Source organism: Alkalicoccus chagannorensis DSM 18086 (assembly GCF_000429725.1).
GTDB classification, from domain to species: Bacteria; Bacillota; Bacilli; order Bacillales; family Salisediminibacteriaceae; genus Alkalicoccus; species Alkalicoccus chagannorensis.
Window position 1 is genome coordinate 1 of the sequence record NZ_AUCK01000025.1, and the last position, 19,808, is coordinate 19,808.

At 55.5% G+C, this 19,808-nt stretch carries 18 protein-coding genes and 1 riboswitch; of the genes, 15 read left to right on the top strand and 3 right to left on the bottom strand.

Features of this window, described 5'->3' with window-relative positions:
* Window positions 1–371: 371 nt before the first annotated feature.
* Window positions 372–2,153 carry a methyl-accepting chemotaxis protein gene (locus tag G477_RS0111580; protein ID WP_026698087.1) on the bottom strand — a complete coding sequence of 594 codons (1,782 nt, stop codon included), beginning with the start codon at window positions 2,151–2,153 and terminating at the stop codon, window positions 372–374.
* A gap of 364 nt (window positions 2,154–2,517) precedes the next feature.
* Entirely contained in the window at window positions 2,518–4,707 is a 2,190-nt protein-coding gene (locus G477_RS0111585) for a sensor domain-containing phosphodiesterase (protein WP_026698088.1), read from the bottom strand.
* Between the two features lie 245 nt (window positions 4,708–4,952).
* Here G477_RS0111585 and G477_RS0111590 point away from each other — a divergent pair, with 245 nt between their 5' ends.
* The 13 genes from G477_RS0111590 to G477_RS20565 all read left to right on the top strand — a co-directional run bounded on the left by G477_RS0111590 (window position 4,953) and on the right by G477_RS20565 (window position 17,876).
* The gene (locus G477_RS0111590; RefSeq protein ID WP_035211924.1) at window positions 4,953–6,428 is read left to right on the top strand and encodes a potassium/proton antiporter; all 1,476 of its coding nucleotides are present in this window, start codon (window positions 4,953–4,955) and stop codon (window positions 6,426–6,428) included.
* 201 nt (window positions 6,429–6,629) lie between these two features.
* Entirely contained in the window at window positions 6,630–7,166 is a 537-nt protein-coding gene (cobO, locus tag G477_RS0111595; RefSeq protein WP_026698090.1) for a cob(I)yrinic acid a,c-diamide adenosyltransferase, read from the top strand.
* Window positions 7,167–7,185: 19 nt separating this feature from the next.
* Window positions 7,186–8,670, top strand: a complete 1,485-nt coding sequence (locus tag G477_RS19460) for a cobyric acid synthase (RefSeq protein WP_084406236.1) — start codon at window positions 7,186–7,188, stop codon at window positions 8,668–8,670.
* Complete coding sequence (cobT, locus tag G477_RS0111605) at window positions 8,642–9,649, top strand: nicotinate-nucleotide--dimethylbenzimidazole phosphoribosyltransferase (protein ID WP_035211926.1); 1,008 nt, start codon at window positions 8,642–8,644, stop codon at window positions 9,647–9,649. Before G477_RS19460 ends, cobT begins: the two co-directional genes overlap by 29 nt.
* A gap of 196 nt (window positions 9,650–9,845) precedes the next feature.
* Window positions 9,846–10,031, top strand: a riboswitch (cobalamin riboswitch).
* A 135-nt stretch (window positions 10,032–10,166) separates the two neighbouring features.
* Window positions 10,167–11,258 (top strand): ABC transporter substrate-binding protein, encoded by a 1,092-nt coding sequence (locus G477_RS0111615; RefSeq protein ID WP_026698092.1) that lies wholly within the window; start codon window positions 10,167–10,169, stop codon window positions 11,256–11,258.
* Window positions 11,224–12,291 carry a FecCD family ABC transporter permease gene (locus tag G477_RS0111620; RefSeq protein ID WP_026698093.1) on the top strand — a complete coding sequence of 356 codons (1,068 nt, stop codon included), beginning with the start codon at window positions 11,224–11,226 and terminating at the stop codon, window positions 12,289–12,291. Before G477_RS0111615 ends, G477_RS0111620 begins: the two co-directional genes overlap by 35 nt.
* A complete protein-coding gene (locus G477_RS0111625; protein WP_026698094.1) occupies window positions 12,288–13,751 on the top strand; it encodes an adenosylcobinamide amidohydrolase in 1,464 nt (487 codons plus the stop codon). Before G477_RS0111620 ends, G477_RS0111625 begins: the two co-directional genes overlap by 4 nt.
* Complete coding sequence (cbiB, locus tag G477_RS0111630; protein ID WP_084406230.1) at window positions 13,748–14,692, top strand: adenosylcobinamide-phosphate synthase CbiB; 945 nt, start codon at window positions 13,748–13,750, stop codon at window positions 14,690–14,692. Before G477_RS0111625 ends, cbiB begins: the two co-directional genes overlap by 4 nt.
* A complete protein-coding gene (locus G477_RS0111635; RefSeq protein WP_035211930.1) occupies window positions 14,689–15,759 on the top strand; it encodes an aminotransferase class I/II-fold pyridoxal phosphate-dependent enzyme in 1,071 nt (356 codons plus the stop codon). The genes cbiB and G477_RS0111635 overlap by 4 nt, the downstream gene beginning before the upstream one ends.
* Complete coding sequence (locus G477_RS0111640) at window positions 15,756–16,262, top strand: bifunctional adenosylcobinamide kinase/adenosylcobinamide-phosphate guanylyltransferase (RefSeq protein WP_035211942.1); 507 nt, start codon at window positions 15,756–15,758, stop codon at window positions 16,260–16,262. Before G477_RS0111635 ends, G477_RS0111640 begins: the two co-directional genes overlap by 4 nt.
* Window positions 16,259–17,002, top strand: coding sequence for an adenosylcobinamide-GDP ribazoletransferase (cobS, locus tag G477_RS0111645; protein ID WP_026698098.1), 744 nt, complete (start codon window positions 16,259–16,261; stop codon window positions 17,000–17,002). Before G477_RS0111640 ends, cobS begins: the two co-directional genes overlap by 4 nt.
* Window positions 16,954–17,577 (top strand): histidine phosphatase family protein, encoded by a 624-nt coding sequence (locus tag G477_RS19465; RefSeq protein WP_084406231.1) that lies wholly within the window; start codon window positions 16,954–16,956, stop codon window positions 17,575–17,577. Before cobS ends, G477_RS19465 begins: the two co-directional genes overlap by 49 nt.
* Entirely contained in the window at window positions 17,520–17,876 is a 357-nt protein-coding gene (locus G477_RS20565) for a bifunctional adenosylcobinamide kinase/adenosylcobinamide-phosphate guanylyltransferase (RefSeq protein WP_156897342.1), read from the top strand. The genes G477_RS19465 and G477_RS20565 overlap by 58 nt, the downstream gene beginning before the upstream one ends.
* 43 nt (window positions 17,877–17,919) lie before the next feature.
* Here the strand turns inward: G477_RS20565 and G477_RS0111660 are convergent, their stop codons facing one another.
* Window positions 17,920–18,639: a hypothetical protein gene (locus G477_RS0111660; RefSeq protein ID WP_051287965.1), complete on the bottom strand. Its 720-nt coding sequence runs from the start codon at window positions 18,637–18,639 to the stop codon at window positions 17,920–17,922.
* Between the two features lie 408 nt (window positions 18,640–19,047).
* On the opposite strand from G477_RS0111660, the gene G477_RS21220 reads away from it, so the two are divergent.
* A complete protein-coding gene (locus G477_RS21220; RefSeq protein ID WP_156897343.1) occupies window positions 19,048–19,215 on the top strand; it encodes a hypothetical protein in 168 nt (55 codons plus the stop codon).
* Between the two features lie 91 nt (window positions 19,216–19,306).
* Complete coding sequence (locus G477_RS0111670; RefSeq protein ID WP_026698100.1) at window positions 19,307–19,768, top strand: S-ribosylhomocysteine lyase; 462 nt, start codon at window positions 19,307–19,309, stop codon at window positions 19,766–19,768.
* The last annotated feature ends 40 nt before the right edge of the window (window positions 19,769–19,808 follow it).

Here is a 19,808-nt window from a genome sequence, read left to right on the forward strand (position 1 = left end):
CCTCCGGTTTTGTTATGACTTGGTCGTTCTAGCTTAACCTGAAGGTATCCTTTTTTTATCGAGAAATCAAGACCGTACGGTCTTTATCATGGGTTGATCGTGAAAAGACAAGAGACGCCTGCGGGAAAAGCAAGGGCTGAAGATCCACCGCCGCTGTTTTTGCGGCGGTTAGCTGAAGCCTTGCCCGCGGCAAGCGATTGGCATTGGAAGGATCAATCCCCCTCGTACAGAAAGCCCTTACCAAAAAATGGTAAGGGCTTCTTTTGATTCTGGTTTTGTCCCAGCCTCTTCTGTATTCGTTCTCCTCAAGAGAGACGGCGTGCGCGGCTCGAGATCTTTCCTGTAGGAGGAGTGACTGTCGAACCGCCGGATCAGGAAGCGGCTTCTTTTTCGTTGTCTTCCTCGTTTTCTGCTTCCTCTTCCGGTTCGATTCCGACCCCATCCTCTGGTGCATCTGCGTGGAACCCTTCGTCGTCCAGCTCGAACTGCTGGACTTTTTCTTTCATGTCACTGGAGAGGCGGCTCAGCTGATTGGAAGACGCGGCCACTTCCTGCATGGAGGCCGTCTGTTCTTCTGCCGAAGCGGCAACCGTCTGGGTGTTTTCCGCATTCGTTTCCGCTTCCTGTGTGATCGTATCAGCAGCATGCTGGACTGCCTCCGCATGTTCCAGGCTCTCGTTCAGGACAACGGCGGCTTCGCCTGTACGGCTGGAGACGTGGTTCACCTGCTCTGCAATGGCGTGAAAGGAAGTTCCGGCTTCGTCCACGAGCGACACGCCGGTTTTGACGGAGGTACTCCCTTCTTTCATCGACACGAGCGCGTGATCAATTTCCTCCTGGATGTCGTGGATCATTTTCTCAATGTCCCCGGCAGCAGAACCCGACTGTTCTGCCAGGCGTCGGACTTCATCTGCAACGACGGCGAACCCTTTGCCGCTTTCACCAGCACGGGCGGCCTCAATAGCTGCGTTCAAGGCGAGCAGATTCGTCTGATCGGAGATGTCGGTGATGAGGGAGACAATCCCGCCGATTTTAGCGGATTTTTCATGCAGGGACGAGATGCGTGCCTCGGTTCTGCCGGTCTGGTCATCAATCGACTGCATGTGGTTCACGGTCCGCTGAATGATGTCCTGTCCTTGTGAAGCCTTGTCCCTGGCAGCTTCGGCTGCAGCACCGGCATCTTCGACAGCCTGCACCGCCTTCTGCATGGAACTGCTCAGCGCATGGGAGGCATGCTGGGTATGCTGCGCTGTACGGAGCTGTGTATCCGTTCCCTCTGCGACATCCTGGATGGCACTTGAGATCTGTTCCGACGCACTGCTCGTCTGGTCCGCACTTTGATGAAGGTGGGAAGAGGATTCGTTCAGTTCGTCGGACAGATGGTGGACATCCGTTACAAGTGATCGCAGACTGACGGTCATGTCATTCATTGCTGCAGTCAGCTGACCGATCTCTCCGTTTTCGGTCATGCCTTTGTTCGTATACGTCAAATCACCGCTGCTGATGCGTTCCGCCTGGTGGACGGTCTGCATGAGGGCCTGATTGACCCGGCGGCTGAACAGCCAGAAAAGCAGCATGCCGACAGCCGCAGCGGTTAGAAATGTGAGGACGAAGACGAGCCTGACCTGGTCAATGGACTGAAGCGCCTGTGCCCCTGCGGCATCCGCTTCCTCTGATAGAATCGTTTCCAGTGCCAGAATTTCATTGTATGTACTCTCCTGCAGGTCGTTCATCACCTGCACCTCGGATTCGGATTGCACCGTACTCTCTGTAAAACGCCGGGCCAGTTCATCAAACGTGTCCTTTTGCGCGGCGATGTCCTCGAGAAGGTCCTGCTGTTCGTCCGTGGTGATGTGTCCGGCAACGGCCTCAATATTCTCATCCAGGCGGGCATCCTGTTCCAGGTACGTTTCCTCATCAAAGTCACCAGTCAGCAGCGAGTCGCTGACGAGGATATACTGCGAGCGGAACAGCGCTCCGGTATCCGTGACGAGCACCGCCTGTTCTCCGCGGATATTCTGCTCTTCAATGTCCGAAGTGGTACTGATCAGTTCGGTGAATACGTAGGCAAGTCCTGCTGTAAACAGAAGCAGCACGACGGCAAACACGGCCATCATCTTTGCCCGGATTCCGGCCTTCCTCCAATACGTCATTCCTGGTTCCCCCCTTTGCCGCAGATAAGACCAACGACTTGTTTTTTCGTGAAACGAATGATTCTTTCTTATCATATCGAATCCTTTCCGTCCCTGCAAAGCTTTTTTTCTGCGTCGGAAAACCTATGCGCCTCTTCGTCACACGTCCGCGAGCTGCAAAGAAGCACGGGCTGATGGGCCATGATAAATATGAAGGTGGATGGAGGGTCGGCGGCTGCACAGCCAGCAAGGGCTGCTGTCAATAGGTAGCGGGTACGTTGATGACGGACTCGTGCACCCCTGTCCTCCTCGACAGGAGGTGGACAGGGGGGCGGATAGGAGAGCGTACGAGGATCCCACATGCCGGTGCCGCAGGAGGAGGCCGTTACGTAGGCGGGTTATCTTTGTTGTCGTGATAGGTGCTCAGCCGATGCAGTGTTTCTGAAAGGGCATACGGGCGCATGAAATAAAATCCCTGCATTTCATCGCATCCCCAGGAACGCAGCATGTGGTGCTCCCGCTGCTGTTCAATCCCTTCGGCGGTCACGCGGAGGCCGAGCTCATGCGCGAGCTGGATGGTGCTGCGGACGATTTTAGCATCTGCTTCGACGCCGGCCATCCGCTGGATAAACGAACGGTCGATTTTTAATTCATGGACTGGCAGAGAACTTAAATAACTCAAAGAGGAATAGCCGGTACCAAAGTCATCGATGGCGATCCTTACGCCGAGCGCCTCCAGTTCAAACAGCCGCTCTGTACTCGATGTATCGATGTCCGCTGCGACCGATTCGGTTATTTCCAGCTTCAAATACCATGGGTTCAGCCCGGTTGTTTCCAGGGTGCGCTTGATCATCTCGACGAGCCCGTGCTGATAAAACTGGCGGACCGATAAATTCACAGACACCTGCACCTTGTTATACCCTGCCTCATGTATTTTTTGCACATCGAGGCAGGCACGCTCGAGTACCCACTCGCCGATGGGAATGATCAGACCCGTAATTTCAGCCATGGGGATAAAGTCGCCGGGAGAGATCATCCCGAGTTCCCGGTGTTCCCAGCGCAGCAGGGCTTCTACCCCGATCACGTGCTCGCCGCATGCACTGAACTGAGGCTGGTAGTAGAGGCAGAACTCTTCGTTCTTCAGCGCGGTCTGCAGGTTGTTTTCAAGCATGAGCGTCTCATAGGAGCGCCGGTCCATTGAAGCATGAAACAGGACGGCCTGGTGGTTTTTTTCTTCTTTTCCGGCAGCCATCGCCATATCCGCCCGACTGATGAGTGTATCCAGGTCCGGCCCGTCCTGTGGAGAGCAGGAGATACCGATACTTAACGTCACGATCAGTTCCAGGTCCGATACGACGAAAGGCTGCTGGAATGCGTCCAGAATGCGTTCAGCTGTCAGCAGGGCAGCATCTTCATCGGCCTGCGGCAGGAAGACGATGAATTCAGCGCCGCTCCAGCGGGCGGCAATACTGTTGTCGGGCGTCTCTTGATTCAACCTGCCGGCAATCCGTGCAAGCAGGGCATCTCCGGTAGCCTGGCCGAAGCTGGCATTGATCTTTTTGAATCGGTTGACGTCGATAAACAGTACGGCGCTGCTCGGTTCTGGATGCTGATGGAAAAGCGGTTCCGCCTTCTCGTAGAGAAACTGCCGATTCGGCGTTTCGGTTAACGGATCGTGGTAGGCGAGATAGGAGATATACGCATCCGACTCCTGCTGAGCAGTAATATCCCGAAGGAGAATCTGCAGCACCTCCCGGCCTTCTAATGTCGTAGGAATCACCTTCATACTTACCTGACGCTCCGATCGGTCCCGGCGCTGCAGGGTGAAGCTGTACATGCTGGAAGGTACGCCTCCTGTCTCTGCCTCGTGGAGAAGACGGGCCAGGTCCAGATCCTCCGTCTGTATGTAGTCCAGCAGCCGGCGTATCTTCCTGTCCGGCAGCTGCAGCAGGCTTTCGGCGGATGGATTGGCATACTGAATCTGGTTCCGGACGACAAGCATCATGGCATCAGGGAGATTTTCCAGCAGCAGCCGGTATGTCTGCTCCCGCTGGCGGAGCCGCTGCATCTGATGAATCCGTTCCAGCTGGGCTGCAGCATGGCGGGCGAAAATGCCCATCATGATCTCCTTCGTCTCTTTATCCTCCATTGGCTGCGGATCCATCACCACCAGGATGCCCTGGGTCTCGCCGCTGTTGTCGATCAGCGGGCTGCCGATATAGGATTCGATGTTCCAGTCGGCAAGCTCCTTGTCCCGGGGGAACAAGGAGGCGGTGTTTTCGGTATAGCTGCAGAGCGTTTGTGTTTCGGTCACCCGTCTGCAGGGGGTGTGTTCCAGGTTGTATGTAAAGTTGTCGATAAAGACACCGTCGGCATAGCATACGATGGTTTCCATCGTTCCATCTTCTAAAAACTGGCCGATAAACGCGAATTTCTGGCTCATGACTTCCGCCATTTTTGTCAAAAGCTGCTCGAAAAACGTCTCTCCCTGATCGAGAGAAACGGTTTCATAAATGTCCTGGAGCATCCGCTGGGATGTTTCCGATGCAGGATGATTCGATGAATAGGCGCTCATACTGCTTTCCTCCTCTGCTGACATTCTCCGTCCTAGGTGGTCAGACCACTGACACATGATATCTTTTTTTGTATCGGTAGATGTCCGCTTGGATTTTAGCGCTTATATACAAAAATGACAAAGGGATCCATGATGTCAGTTCGTTCTATGTGCCCTGGAACAGAGGGGTCTGTTATAATAAGAGCCTCATGAAATAAGAGCGGATGACGGCAGGTCAGTACATAGAACGCGAGGGGAGATCAAACGTGGTTGATACTTGGCAGGTGGATACAATACTGCTGCTTGGGGCGCTGGTTCTTATCAGCGGCGTCCTTGCGGCGAAATTCTCGAATCGAATAGGCCTGCCCTCCCTGGTATTGTTTATTGCCGTAGGTATGCTGATTGGAAGTGACGGGCTCGGAATCGTCTACTTTGACAATCCGGAGATGGCGCAGATGGTAGGGATTGCTGCACTCGTCATTATTTTGTTTGAGGGCGGGCTGCAGACGAAGTTTTCGACGGTCCGCTCGGTTGCAGGACCGGCGTTGTCCCTTGCTACCCTCGGCGTGATTATTACGTCGGTGCTCGTCGGCGTGACGGCCCAGCTTCTTTTCGATATCACGTGGCTGCAGGCGATGCTTCTCGGAGCGATTGTCGGCTCCACGGACGCAGCGGCCGTATTTGCCGCTTTGAAAGAAAGGAATATTAAAGCCCGCATGGGAGCTGTGCTGGAAGCAGAATCAGGAACCAATGATCCGATGGCTGTTTTTCTCACGCTCGGCTTTATTGAGCTGATTCTGCTGCCGGAGACGACGATCTGGTCCTTGATTCCGTCTTTTTTCTGGCAGATGGGTGTGGGCCTGCTGATCGGACTTCTCATCGGAAAAGCAGGTTCCTTTGCCATTAATACAATCCGGCTGGACTCCGGTGGGTTATATCCTATTTTTTCTGTTGCTTTTGCGCTGCTTACGTACGGAACTGCGTCTGTCGTGGATGCGAGCGGCTTTCTCGCCGTCTACGTAGCAGCACTGGTCATCGGCAACTCGGAACTGACGTATCGGTACAGTATCTTTCAATTCAATGAAGGGTTCGCGTGGATGGCGCAGATTGTTATGTTTATCCTGCTCGGGCTGCTCGTGTTTCCTGGCGAATTGTTCCGACCGGACATCATGTTGAACGGACTGCTTCTCTCTGTCGTCATGATACTGGTCGCCCGTCCGGCAGCTGTGATGCTGTCGACCATCGGGGTGCGGATGCAGTGGCGGGAGCGGTTGTTTCTATCCTGGGCAGGTCTTCGCGGCGCGGTGCCGATCATTCTCGCTACGTTTCCGATTGTCGCAGGCGTAGAGGACAGCGAGTTCTTTTTCAACATTGTGTTCTTCATTGTCCTTACATCAGCTCTCGTCCAGGGAACGACAATTTCGCCGATCGCGACGAAACTAGGCCTGATGGGACCGAAAAAAGATACGCCGCACCATTCGATTGAATTGATTTCCATGGGCAAAGCGAATGCGGAAATGGTTCAGTTTAAAGTAGACGCCGATGCTGCTGTCGCAGGCATGAAGCTGAAAGATATCGATTTCCCTCAAAAAGCAAACATCAGTGCCATCGTCCGGGACGAGACGCTGATCACGCCATACGGGGAAACCGAGATTGATTCCGGGGATGTGCTCTACATCCTTGTCGCCTCGAAACAGGAGAAGGCGTTGAGAAAAGCATTAGAAGCCAAAAAGAAACGGTAAGGAAATGGACGTCCGGCAGATTCTCGACATCGAGAGAGCTGCCGGACTTTTCTATATTCCGGTCCATATTCACGCTAGAAGGCGGATTGCTGCAATGGAGGCTGGGACGCAGGCGCAGCCGGCTGTCTTTGCAGGAGCATGCATTGTCACTACCATCGTGTTTCCGTATACTAAGACCAGTACAGGAATGGAGGTGCTGGTATGGAAGAGCAAGGGATGGTGTATGTGTATACCGGGAACGGAAAAGGAAAAACAACCGCAGCACTCGGAAGTGCCCTCCGCAGTGCCGGGAGAGGCATGTCAGTGAAAATCCTGCAGTTCATTAAATCGCCGGAGCGGACCTACGGAGAACAAGCGGGACTTCAGGCTCTCGGAGTTGAGATGGAGCAGACAGGCATCGGGTTCACGTGGACGAAGACGCCGGAGGAGCATCGAGAGGCCCTTCGCCAAGCCTGGCCGAAAGCCCGGGACACCGTCATGAGTGGGGCTTTCGATGTTGTGGTTCTGGATGAACTGAACAACGCGCTTGCCATAGATTCGTTTGATGTCAGCGATGTGCTTCCCGTGGAAGAAGTGGTGGAGATGCTGGAAACGAAACCAGCGCACGTCCACGTAATTATAACCGGCCGCAGTGCCCACCCGTCTGTCAAGGCTGCGGCGGACCTCGTTACCGTGATGGAACCGGAGAAACACTATTATGACAGGGGGATTCCTGCGGTGAAAGGAATGGAATTTTAACATGAGGGCGCGGCCATTGATGATCCAGGGAACCCACTCGGACAGCGGCAAAAGCATACTGACCGCAGCGTTATGCCGGATTTTTGCAGAGGATGGATTCAGGACAGCGCCTTTCAAATCACAAAACATGGCGCTCAACGCCTATGTCACAGAAGATGGGAAAGAGATCGGACGGTCTCAGGGAATGCAGGCGGACGCAGCCCGTATTCGAGCGGATGTGCGCATGAATCCGATTCTGCTCAAACCAGCCGGAAACCAGCGTTCGCAGGTGGTTGTCCGTGGCACAGCCCTCTCGACGATGGAAGCCGCGGCTTACCGGGAAGATTTTTATGAGAAAGGAAAACAGGTGATTCAGGACGCCTATGAGTCGCTTGCTTCCGATGTGGATCGGATCGTACTGGAAGGGGCGGGAAGTCCGGTAGAGGTCAACTTGATGGAGCGCGAGCTGGTGAACATGTCGACAGCCGACATGGCGGATGCCCCGGTGCTGCTGGTCGCTGATATAGACCGGGGAGGCGTGTTTGCTTCGATTGTCGGCACGCTGGAACTTCTCCCGCCGGAACACAGACAGAGAGTGAAAGGGCTCATTATCAACAAATTCCGTGGAGATCCCGCTCTCTTCGCGGATGGAGTGTCCTGGCTGGAATCCTACACCGGCATACCGGTGCTTGGTGTCCTCCCTTTTGTGAAGGACCTCTATCTCGAGGAGGAAGATGCGCTCGGTTTAGCCTCTTATGAACGCAGGGTGGAAGGTATCGATGCGGCGATCCTGCACTACCCCTGGATATCGAACTACCATGATCTGGATCCATTCAAAGCGGAACCGGATGTCCAGATTCGTTTTGTTCAGAGACCGGAAGAACTTGGCGAGCCGGACCTGATTATCCTGCCCGGGTCCAAATCGACCATCGAAGATCTCTCCTTTCTTCATGAACGCGGACTGGTCGAGGCGTTAAAAAAGGTACCGGCGTCGACCCGGATGATCGGTATATGCGGCGGATACCAGATGCTCGGCAATACGGTCCGCGATCCGCAGATGCTCGAATCCAGCAGGAAGGAACGAGAGGGCATCGGCTTCTTCTCCACGATGGACACCGTCATGCTTCCCGAAAAACAGACGATTCGGACCACGGCAGCAGCAGCGGCCCACCCCGGCATCCGCTGGGAAGGGTACGAAATCCGCACAGGTGCAAGCACAGAGGAGGAGAAGCCGTGGCTCTGCCGGGAGGATGGAACCGTCATCGGATCCGTCCGTGGCAGGGTGTTCGGTACCTACCTGCATGATGTGTTCCACCAGGACGAGTACCGTCATCATCTTCTTGAAGACATTCGACAAGAGAAAGGGCTCCCTGCCCAGCCCCGATTTTCCTATGCATCCATAAGAGAAGCGTCGATCCAGCATCTGGCTGATACGACGAGAGAGTACTTGGATATGGCTGCCATCGAGACACTGATGACAGATGGAGGAGGAAACAATGAAAAAAACGATACCACCGTGGAGTGACGCAGCAGCAGAAGCAATGAAGCAGCGGCTGTCCCGGCTGATGAAGCCGCCGGGAAGTCTTGGGCGGCTGGAAGACGCCGCCGTAAAGCTTGCCGGCATGCAGGATAGCGTCTCGATTCAGGCAGATCCGGCAGAAGTTCTTCTTTTTGCCGGTGATCATGGCGTTGCAGCCGCAGGAGTTTCTCCCTATCCACAGCAGGTCACGACGATGATGCTGGAAAATTTCGCGGCAGGATCTGCAGCGGTGAATGTTCTGGCCGGTACGTCCGGCGTCCCCGTGACGGCCGTAGATGTCGGTTCCTCTGGAGAGCTGGTACCTGGCGTACGCGACCGCCGGATCCGCCGTGGAACGAGGAACCTCGCAGAGGAAGCAGCAATGACCATAGGGGAATGCCGGCAGGCACAGGAAGCAGGGGCGTCAGAAGTGCGCCGGCTTCAAGAAAAAGGCATCCGCCTCCTCCTGCTTGGGGAGATGGGCATTGGCAATACCACGTCGACAGCTGCACTGCTGTCTGCCTTGACCGGCCAGCCGGCTGCTGCGCTGACGGGTCCTGGAACCGGGTCCGAAGGGGAACAGCTGGAGCGGAAAAAACGCATCGCTGCGGCAGCCGCTGCCCGGGAACTGGGGAAACAGCCGGAGGAGCTGCTTGCCTCCCTCGGCGGACTGGAAACGGCTGCAGCGGCAGGGGCGGTGGAGCAGGCGGCGGCACTGCGTATACCTGTGCTGCTGGACGGGTTCATCATAACAACAGCTGCTCTCTGTGCCGTGCGGATGAACGAACGGACCGCCGACTATCTCCTGGCCGGCCACCGCTCGGCAGAACCAGGTCATGATGCCGCGCTTGCAGAGCTCGGTCTGGCCCCTCTGCTGGAGCTGGAGATGCGGCTTGGAGAAGGATCAGGCGCGGCGGCAGCCTACCCGCTGCTGCAGATGGCCGCTTCCTTGACGAAAAACATGGCGCTTTTTCCGGATGACTAGCGGGGCAGAAGGACTCTCTTTCACTGCTGCCATCACAGGGGCACGTGTCATCCCTGCTCTAGTACGGGCATCGAAAAAAGTGTCCGCAGCAGAACGGCTTCTGCCTGGGTGCTACGTCAACGATGGGGAGCGGGCGCCTCTTCCTTTTTCCGGCACGGTATATTATACTGATGGCAGCAGCAGAAAGCGTCACGCTCGTATATATAAGTAATCAGGTGCGGCTGAATCAGCCGTGAAAAGGGAAGCTGGTGCAAATCCAGCACGGACCCGCCACTGTAAATGCCGAGGATCAAGCAGCAGCAGCCACTGTGCCATGCATGGGAAGGCCGGCTTGAGCCAATGACGCATAAGTCAGGAGACCTGCCTGGTTATTGTTCAACACCTTCGGGGAATCAAGGTTGGTTGAAATGCCGGACAGAGGAGAATACTGCCTTCCTGTGCATTTTACCTTAGCGCTATTCCACCACGAGGGGGAGAGCGCTTTTTTGCTGACAAAAAAATGCAGGGGGAATAGAACATGAAGAAAATGGCGTTTAGTCTTGCTGGTGTTGTCGTACTCGCAGCCTGTGGGGCGGAAGAGAACAATGAGAACGAGAACTCCAATGAGATGAACAACGAAGCAGAACAGGCAGACGAAGAAAACAACGAGGATCAAGAGAACAATGTCAACAACGTAGACGAGGAAGAAGAGTCGAATCAGAACGACGAGAACAACCATAACGACCAGGACGAAAATAACGAAGCAGCGGACGGAGAGGAGACCGGCGAGTTCCCGATTACAGTAACGGATGACGGCGGCAACGAGGTAACCATCGACGAGGAGCCGGAATCCATCGTGACGCTGCAGCCAAGTGATACGGAAATTCTCTTCGCGTTAGGCGCGGGCGACCGTTTAGTCGGCGTCGATGAATTCAGCGACTATCCAGAAGAAGCGATGGACATTGAAACCGTTGGTGCGCAGGATATGGACGTGGAGCGTATTCTGCAGCTGGAGCCGGACATGGCGCTCGTATCCCAGTACCACCACGACAGCCACAGTGATGTTCTGGATCAGTACCGCGATGCCGGAATCGACGTGGTCGTGATCCAGAATGCGGAGTCGTTTGATGGGGTTTATGACACGATCGATATGCTCGGCAGTGTAACGGGGTCCGAAGAGGAAGCAGGAGACATCATCCAAGACATGCAGGAAACGATGGAGGAACTGGCTGCGCAGGCGGAAGACATTCCAGAAGAAGACCGCAGACGAGTCTGGGTGGAAGTAGGCCCGTCCCCTGAAATTTTCACGACCGGGCAGGGGACCTTCATGCATGAAATCATCGAAACGATCGGAGCAGAGAATGCCGCGGAAGACATGGAAGGCTGGGTCGAGATGACGGAAGAGGAGATCGTCTCCCTGCAGCCCGATACGATCATCACCACCTACGGGGACTTCGTTGAGGATCCGGTCGAAGAGGTGACAAGCCGTGATGGCTGGGACGACGTACCGGCTGTTGCCGATGAAGAGATTCACGATGTCGACAGCAACAAAGTAACACGATCCGGCCCGCGTCTGGCTGAAGGTGCCGAGATTATTGCCGAAGCCGTGTATCCGGATGTTTTCCAATAAAATTGTCTTGTGCTATGCCGGCAGTCTGCTGCTGCTGGCAGGCGTGATCACCTTCGGATTGTTCTATTCCAGCGTGGTGATTCCCGTTCCGCATATCGTCCACATCGTCGTGGAACGGCTGACAGGCGTGCAGCTTCTGGAAGAAGTACCTTCGTCCGAATACGCGATTATCTGGGATATCCGCCTGCCGAGAGTCCTGTTGGCCGCAGGCGTGGGTGCCTCGCTGGCAATCGCTGGAGCGGCTTTTCAAGGGCTGCTCCGGAACCCCCTCGCAGACCCGTATACGATCGGGGTCTCCTCGGGGGCTTCCCTCGGTGCGGTGGCAGTCATCTTTTTTCAGTTTACGATTGTCGGACTCGGTGCGTTTACGCTGCCTTTTATCAGCATTGTCTCGGGATTTCTCACATTGATGCTCGTGTTCGGGCTTGTACGGCTCAGCAGTAGAAGCATGGCCGTTGAAACGATCATTCTGGCCGGCATTATTCTGAGTGCGTTTATCGGTTCGATCATTTCCCTTATCATCTCTCTCGGCAGTCAGGAAGAGATGACCCAGATCATTTACTGGCTTTATGGCAGTGTGGCGATGCGTGGGTGGAGCTATGTCGGGCTGCTGGCTCCCTTTGTGTTCGCGGGCGGCCTGCTTCTTCTGACGCAGTACCGGGAGCTGAATGCGATGGCGTTGGGAGAAGAAGCGGCAGGGCATGTCGGCGTGCACGTGCAGCGCGGCAAGATCGTGATACTCGGAGGGGCTTCCATGCTGACCGGCGCTGCCGTCGCTGTCTCCGGTACGATCGGTTTCGTCGGTCTTGTGATTCCTCATATGGTCCGCCTGGTAACCGGACCGGATCATCAGCACGTGCTTCCGATTTCCATGATTACCGGCGCCGCGTTTCTCGTTGCAGCCGATATCATTGCCAGAACCATTATTGCACCGTCTGAACTGCCGATCGGTGTGATTACTGCTTTGATCGGCGCACCGCTGTTTGCCGTACTGTTGATTCGAAACCGGATAGGAAAGGGGAAAGCCGCATGATTGAAATCGACCGGGTAAACGGAGGCTATCAGGATGTTCCTGTTGTACATGATATTGATGTGAAGACAGAAGCAGGCACTTTTTTCGGCCTGCTGGGACCGAACGGCAGTGGGAAAACGACGTTGTTCAAGCTGATGAGCGGAGCGCTCGCCCCGATGTCCGGGGATGTCCGGCTTTCAGGAACGTCCCTGCTTCATATGACACAGCTGCAGCGGGCAAGGCGGGTCGCGGTGCTGGCACAGGAGACACACGTTTCCTTTGACTTCACTGTCGAAGAGATTGTCCGGCTCGGCCGGTATGCGTTTCAAAAAGGCGTGCTCAAGCGGATGAGCCGGGAAGATCAGGCGGCCGTGGAGGAGGCGCTGGAGGTCACGTCCACGACATCCTACCGGGACCGCCCGTTTTATCAGTTGAGCGGCGGGGAGAAACAGCGGGTACTTCTAGCCAAAGCATTCGTGCAGGAGCCGGAGCTGCTGCTGCTGGATGAACCGACCAATCATCTCGATATCCGGCACACGTTTGATATTCTGGACGTGCTGAAGCGCTGGCAGCAGGAGAAAGGCTTGACGATCTTCGCCATTCTGCATGACGTCAATATTGCAGCTCTGTACTGTGATCAAGTCGGTCTGATGCACGAAGGACGGCTGGTGGAACAGGGCACAGTGGATATTCTGCAGCGGAGAGAGCGGCTGAGCAGTATTTACGGGGTGGAAGCCTGGACGCAGCCCCATCCGGCCGTTGCCCGTCCCCAGCTTTTAATGAACCCGCCTGATATCAAGGAACGGTCGATGTCGCTGCTGGAAGACCATCAGCTGACCTGCACGGACGAGGTGATCCACCTCACTTTCCCCCGGCCGCTGCGCACGGTTTCGAATGGGGTAGCCGGGGAAGGAGTGCAGTGGATCCGTCATTTCGCTAATTTTCACGTGGATCATTACTATAACAGCATGTCGCCGAAAGAAGACGTCGAAACCTGGCTGGAAGCACTCGGGTGCAGGAAGGAACAGTCGCTCGGCATGATGACTGCGGTGCAGCTGTCGCAGGCGGAAATCTGCATGGAGACCTTGTTCGGTATTGACTTTTTGGTTATTGTCACCGCCGGTACAGGCAACGCTGTCGATATCACCAACCGTCAGCCGGAACTGGAGCCATGGCATGCCGGCACCATCAACACACTCGTCTTCTGTGATCTTCACTTGAGCGACGGCGGTTTAATGAATGCCTCGATGTCTGCTGTGGAAGCCAAAGTACGGGCACTGCAGGATGAAGGCATCATGGATCATGCTGCCGGGACCCCGGCGACCAGTACCTCGACCGACAGTCTCGTGATCGCCGCAACGCAGCAGGGAGAACGAACAGCGTATGCTGGATCCGGCACGGCTGCCGGGAAAGGCATCGGCCGGCTCGTCTATGAAACAACGCGAAAAGCCGTCCGTCGCTATAACGGAGGGAAGCCATGATGGGCGCAGCGGTACTTGTACCGGCTGCGCTTCTCGTCGATCTGCTGATCGGCGATCCGAAGCGGCTGCCGCATCCGGTGATGCTGATTGGTTCCTGCATCGGTTTTCTCGAGGCGAAATGGAATAAAGGAAGAGCGAAAAAAGCAAAAGGCCTTCTGCTCGTGCTGCTTGTGCTGAGTGTGGTATGGCTGATAACAGCAGGGATCGTCTGGGCGGCAGCGCTGCTTCATCCGGCTGCCGGCTGGACAGCCGCCGTCCTGCTCACTGCTTCCACGGTTGCGTGCCGGGGAATGAAGGAAGCGGCAGAGCGGACAGCGGTGCCGCTGGAGGAAGGGCGTCTGGAAGAGGCGCGTACTGCACTCTCTCATATCGTCGGTCGTGATACCTCCCGTCTGGATGAGGCAGAAGTTGTCCGGGGAGCTGTGGAGACGACGGCGGAAAACACCGTCGATGGTGTCACAGCTCCGCTGATGTTTGCGGCCGTGGGAGGAGCTCCGGCGGCAATGACCTATCGGGCGCTGAACACGCTGGATTCGATGATTGGTCACCCGGATGAACGGTTCAACGAATTCGGCTGGGCGGCAGCGAAGCTCGACGATGCCGCGAACTGGGTACCCGCCCGGCTGACGTTCCTGCTCATGCTGCTTCCGGCAGCGCTGCATCCGGGCTGGTCTGCCGCGCGGGCCTGGCGGGTCGTGCGTCGCGATGCGCGGAAGCATCCGAGCCCGAACAGCGGCTGGGTGGAATCGGCTGCGGCCGGGATGTTCGGCATTCAGCTCGGCGGGGTGAACTGGTATCGAGGCCGCCAGTCGGTGCGTCCGCATCAGGGGACTCCCCTGTATCCGCTGCGTCCGGCGTGGATTCATGCCGCTGTTCAGTGCATGTACGCCGTATCCATGTTGACAGCGCTGCTCGCGTTTCTGAAAGGATGGCTGTTATGAAAAAACAGACTTTGAGCCATGGAGGACAGCCTGACGTCATCCGTCGCTTTCACGGCACGAAGGAAAAGGTGATGTATGACTTCAGCGCCAACATGAATCCACTCGGTCCCCCTGCCTGGCTGTCCGAGCTGCTGACAGCAGCAGATGTTACTACGTACCCGGACCCTGGAAGTACCGAAGCTGCGGGGGCAGTCGCCGGGATGGAGCAGGTCAAAGAGGGGCAAGTGCTTATTACCAACGGAGGGGCAGAGGCGATCTTTCTTGCAGCGCGGCTCGTCATGGAAAAACCGGATCCGACGGTGCTGATTGTTGAACCTGCCTTCAGTGAATACGCAAGGGCATGCAGTCATTATCGAATGGCTGCGGCCCGGGTCTATTACAAGCAGCAGGAGTTTCCCCTCGAGGAGGTGCTCGCTGCGATGGAAGACGTAGACGCTGTTTTTTTCAGCCGGCCTCATAATCCTTCCGGTACGATGCTGCCGGCTGCTGATCTGAACCGCCTGCTCGAACAATCCAGACGGACCGGTACGTATTGTGTCGTGGATGAAGCGTTTCTTGATTTTGCCGAAGTGCCTGGAGCTTCGGCGGAAAAGCTGGCGCAGTCACCTTATGTGTTACTGCTGAAATCTTTCACGAAAATGTTCACGATTCCCGGTATCCGCACAGGCTGCCTGCTGGCATCAGAAGACATCATCTCGACCCTGCAGCAGTGGCAGCAGCCTTGGAGTGTCAATGCGTATGCGCAGGCTGCAGCGAGTGCTGCAGCAGCAGACACAGCATTCCCAGAAAAGACGAGAAGCTGGCTGACAGCAGAATTGGCGTGGCTGCATCAGGAACTTTCCAGCGATTACACGATATCCGGAACGAAAGTGAATTTTTACCTCCTTCAGGACCCCTTACTCGAAAACCATGACCCGCTGATCCGATTCTTGTTAGAGCGGGGCATTGCTCCGAGGCCGACACAAAGCTTTGCTGGGATCGAAGGAAAGGCCATCCGTCTGGCTGTTCGAAGCCGGGAAGAGAATCAAGTCCTGGTGAAGGCGCTGAAGGAATGGAGGAAGCGATGAGTATTCATTTTATCAGTGGAGGAGCAAGATCAGGGAAAAGCAGGTATGCCGAGGCATGGGCAGCATCCCTCGCTCCGTCCCCTTACTATCTGGCTACAAGCAGACCCGGGGACGCGGAAATGGCAGCGAGAATCGCTCACCATCAAACATCGCGGGGCAGCCTTTTTTATACGATTGAGGCTGCCTCCTATCCAGTCGTTCCGCTTCGGCATCTGCCTCCGCGTTCCGTCATTCTGCTTGACTGTCTGACGGTCTGGCTGGCTGGACGTCGACTCGATCAGGCAGCAGATGAAGTAAAGATGTGGCTGGCTGCGGCAGCCGGCAGGCAGCATGAGCTCTTGATTGTCAGTAACGATATCAATGAAGAGCTGCTGCCCGAATCAGAGGAGGTCCATGCCTACATGCAGACGCTGGCCTCTCTGCATCGACAGATTATTCACGAAGCAGCCTCTGTCGCACAGCTGCGCGCAGGTATTCCAACATACTGGAGGCGGGAAGCATGAGAGATGGGTGGATTCTGGCTGTGCAGTTTCTGACAAGAATACCGCTTCCGCTGCAGGCGGAGTGGCATCCGCAGAGCAGCCGCTGGGCGCTGCGGTTTTATCCGTGGATAGGGCTGTTGATCGGCGCTGTTACTGCGTTGGTGGCAGTCGCGTCTTCCGGGGTGGAAAGCTGGGTGGCTGCCCTGTTTGTGTTGACTGTCTGGTGTGGATGGAGCGGCGGACTGCACATGGACGGGGTGGCGGACACAGCCGATGCCTTCGGTGCCAATACTACGAAAGAACGTCAGTGGGAGATCATGAAGGATCCACATACCGGCGCATTCGGGGTGATGGCCCTTGTGTTCCTGTTGATGTGGAAACTCGTGCTGATCGAGCAGCTGCTCGCTGCAGGAAGCAGCCTCTGGATGCTGGTACTTATTCCAGCTGCAGCACGGGCAGCAGCCGGGGTGCTGTTGATCACCACACCATCCGGCAGACAGGAAGGACTGGCGGCAGCCTGGAAAGAGGCGCTGCAGCCTGTGGATCTTCTCTGGTTGACGCTTCCCTTTCTGCTGCTTGCTTTCTCCCTGCCGGTATCGATTCTCGCGGGCTCTTTCATTTTCTGGACGATGCTGATGCGCTACTGGATGATCCGGAGGTTCGGCGGAATCAATGGCGATCTGGCAGGGACATCGATTGAAGGAGGTGAACTATGGGGACTGATGATACTATGGAGCTTACTCTCCTCCGGCATGCTGTAACCGAAGCGAACAAAGAAAAGCGGTATGTCGGGTCAACCGATGTTCCCCTGGCAGAAGGGGCAGCCCTGGACGATGCTGCTGCAGTATTGAAAAAAGCATCGTATGATACGATGCTGACGAGTGACCGGCTCCGCTGTGTGCAGACAGCTGCCCTGCTGGAGAAGGAAGAGGCGGCCGAGGTGGATGCACGCCTGCGGGAGCTCGATTTTGGAGAATGGGAAATGAAGACTTATGAAGAACTGCAGCATCACGCAGCCTACCGCCGCTGGCTGGAGCAGCCGCTTCATCACGCCCCTCCGGGAGGAGAACATCCACAGGATCTTCTGCAGCGGACAGCAGCGCTGCTGGAAGAACGAGGCTCACCGGGGAAGCGTGTTCTGTTCGTCACCCACGGTGGGGTTATCCGCATCATGTATTATCTGCTGAAGGCCGGGAGCTCTTTCTGGGATACGCCGGCTGTACCGCGGCCGGGAAGTGCCGTGCGTATGACATTAAAGCGACAGGAGGGATCGTGGGTGTGCATGTCCTTATCGGAGGTTACTACGCAGGAAAACAATCCTACGCATTGGAATTGAACCCGGACAGCACGTTTATCGCTCCCGGGGAAGCCGGGACGACAAACGGGGCCGTGACAGGCATTGAATCGTGGATACGAGAAGGTGGTACTGCAGCGGCATTCTGGACCTGGATGGAGCAGCTGGAGCCGCAGCCGGAACTGCTTCTGCTCACTGAGACAGGCAATGGACTTGTCCCGATGGAGGCAGCAGAACGGCGGGTGCGGGATGAAATCGGACGGATCAACCAGGAAGCCGTGAAGCGGGCCGAGACCGTGGATTATATCTGGTACGGGCTGGCGGAACGGAAAAAAGGCTGAAACAAAAGGCTGCCCCGGTGTGGAGCAGCCTTGCAGGATTTTTTTACCAGTCAAAAAACAGCTTCAATACAAGCGTCGCGGCCGTGTAGCCGAACGAAGCGATCACAAACGTCGGCAGGTGAGCATCATCTTCGGAGGGCAGCTCGTTCTTGATGACGTTGAACATGATGGCGCCGGAAATGAACGCAAAAACGATGGCCAGTACAACCGCATTGTGCGGGGTCAGAATCGCAAACAAAAACCCGGTGAAGATCCCGGAAGGAAGAAGGAAGCGGCCGTACTGCCGGTATTTTTCCTCGTTTTCGCGGTACATGTCGTGGGCTACCGCCATAAAATGAAGACCGACAGCAGTGCTGTAGAAAATAAGCTGCGGCAGGGACTGATCAGCTGCAAACATAATGTAGGAAATGAGGCCGTTATACATAAAGAACAACAGGGCCTGCACGAAGAAGAACCGGTCTTTGATCGTCGCCCCTCGACGGTGACGGTACCGCTCTGCCAGTTTGTTCATGACGTAGAAAACGACAATGCCGATCAGGCCGAAAAAGTAGAGCTCGGACTCCATCGCGAGTTCAAACGCCGTCTCTCCGAACTCATCCTGTTCATGATGAAGCGAAGGCAGAATGTAAACAAAAATATACGAGACGGCAATCCCTCCGGCGAGCGACATCCAGCGGACTTTACTCAAAGAAGAACTGGAAATGATTTTATTGGCGAACACTTGAATAATAATGAAGAAGGCTACAACAATCCATACTGCCACTGACAATCCCGCCTTTAATCCCGGCTCTGTGAAAGCTCCGTGTTGTGTTGAGTGGTACAAGCATACGTGTGTATCCAGGAATCTCAAAAAAGTGATGCTGCGATACGGTTCTTTTGGGCGTATAAGGTGATATACGTTTTCATCGAAGGAGACGACGTCTAAACCTGCGGCAGGCGCCGTTCCGATCAACGCTGTTGGTCAAAAGAAAGAGACAGTGGATGCGGCAGACGCTGATGGAAGCGGCGTATACTCCTTCGTCCACTCTCTCTATCATCAATCTTCATTCAGTTTACTAAAAAAGATGGCCGATGCACAGTGCAGGCACCTTCTGATAATATTCGCTCGCCTCAGCTGGTACCGGTCGTGTAGAATAAAACTAGACGAAGAAAGCGGAAGGGAGGGACCGGGATGCTGAACTATGTGCTGCTTGTCCTGATTTTCTGGCTCATCCTTTTCGCACTGCTGAGGGCGATGGTGTTCGTCACGAAGCGACCGTGGGAGAAGGATCTGCTTTTGACTTTTTTTCAAGCCGTGATTCTGACGGTGCTGTGGCTGATCTTAGCGGCAAACGCCTGAAGGGCGACGCTGTCAGGCCGTGTGCTTTCAGCGGAAGGACGGCCCATGTTATGATGATTTGTAGAAACGGACGAAGGAAAGGAGTGCTTGTATGGCACAAAAAATGAACGTCGAGAGCTTTAATCTGGATCACACGAAGGTGGATGCACCATATATCCGCCTCGCTGGAAAAGTAGAAGGGACCGAAGATACTATCTACAAGTATGACCTCCGCTTCTGTCAGCCGAACCAGAACCACATGGATATGCCGGGGCTGCATTCCCTGGAACACATGCTGGCTGAATTCAGCCGCAATCATCACGACCGGATTGTGGATGTATCCCCGATGGGCTGTCAGACCGGGTTTTACCTCAGCATCTTCAATGATGACGACTATGAAGCGGTGCTCGACCTCGTCGAAAAGACCCTGCAGGATGTAATGGAAGCAGACGAAGTACCCGCGTGCAACGAACTGCAGTGCGGCTGGGCAGCGTCCCATTCCTTAGAAGGGGCAAAAGCCATTGCTTCTGACATGCTGTCGCACCGGCAGGAATGGACGAAGGTTTTTCAATAAACGTATCGAGGCACGTCTGTTGATTAACAAACATCATCCA

Bases quoted from the DNA above. Each gene is read 5' to 3' on its own strand.
- G477_RS0111580 (WP_026698087.1), bottom strand. From the start codon at position 2,153: ATGACGTATTGGAGGAAGGCCGGAATCCGGGCAAAGATGATGGCCGTG.
- G477_RS0111585 (WP_026698088.1), bottom strand. From the start codon at position 4,707: ATGAGCGCCTATTCATCGAATCATCCTGCATCGGAAACATCCCAGCGG.
- cobO (WP_026698090.1), top strand. From the start codon at position 6,630: ATGGAAGAGCAAGGGATGGTGTATGTGTATACCGGGAACGGAAAAGGA.
- G477_RS19460 (WP_084406236.1), top strand. From the start codon at position 7,186: ATGATCCAGGGAACCCACTCGGACAGCGGCAAAAGCATACTGACCGCA.
- cobT (WP_035211926.1), top strand. From the start codon at position 8,642: ATGAAAAAAACGATACCACCGTGGAGTGACGCAGCAGCAGAAGCAATG.
- G477_RS0111615 (WP_026698092.1), top strand. From the start codon at position 10,167: ATGAAGAAAATGGCGTTTAGTCTTGCTGGTGTTGTCGTACTCGCAGCC.
- G477_RS0111625 (WP_026698094.1), top strand. From the start codon at position 12,288: ATGATTGAAATCGACCGGGTAAACGGAGGCTATCAGGATGTTCCTGTT.
- cbiB (WP_084406230.1), top strand. From the start codon at position 13,748: ATGATGGGCGCAGCGGTACTTGTACCGGCTGCGCTTCTCGTCGATCTG.
- G477_RS0111635 (WP_035211930.1), top strand. From the start codon at position 14,689: ATGAAAAAACAGACTTTGAGCCATGGAGGACAGCCTGACGTCATCCGT.
- G477_RS0111640 (WP_035211942.1), top strand. From the start codon at position 15,756: ATGAGTATTCATTTTATCAGTGGAGGAGCAAGATCAGGGAAAAGCAGG.
- cobS (WP_026698098.1), top strand. From the start codon at position 16,259: ATGAGAGATGGGTGGATTCTGGCTGTGCAGTTTCTGACAAGAATACCG.
- G477_RS19465 (WP_084406231.1), top strand. From the start codon at position 16,954: ATGGGGACTGATGATACTATGGAGCTTACTCTCCTCCGGCATGCTGTA.
- G477_RS21220 (WP_156897343.1), top strand. From the start codon at position 19,048: ATGCTGAACTATGTGCTGCTTGTCCTGATTTTCTGGCTCATCCTTTTC.
- G477_RS0111670 (WP_026698100.1), top strand. From the start codon at position 19,307: ATGGCACAAAAAATGAACGTCGAGAGCTTTAATCTGGATCACACGAAG.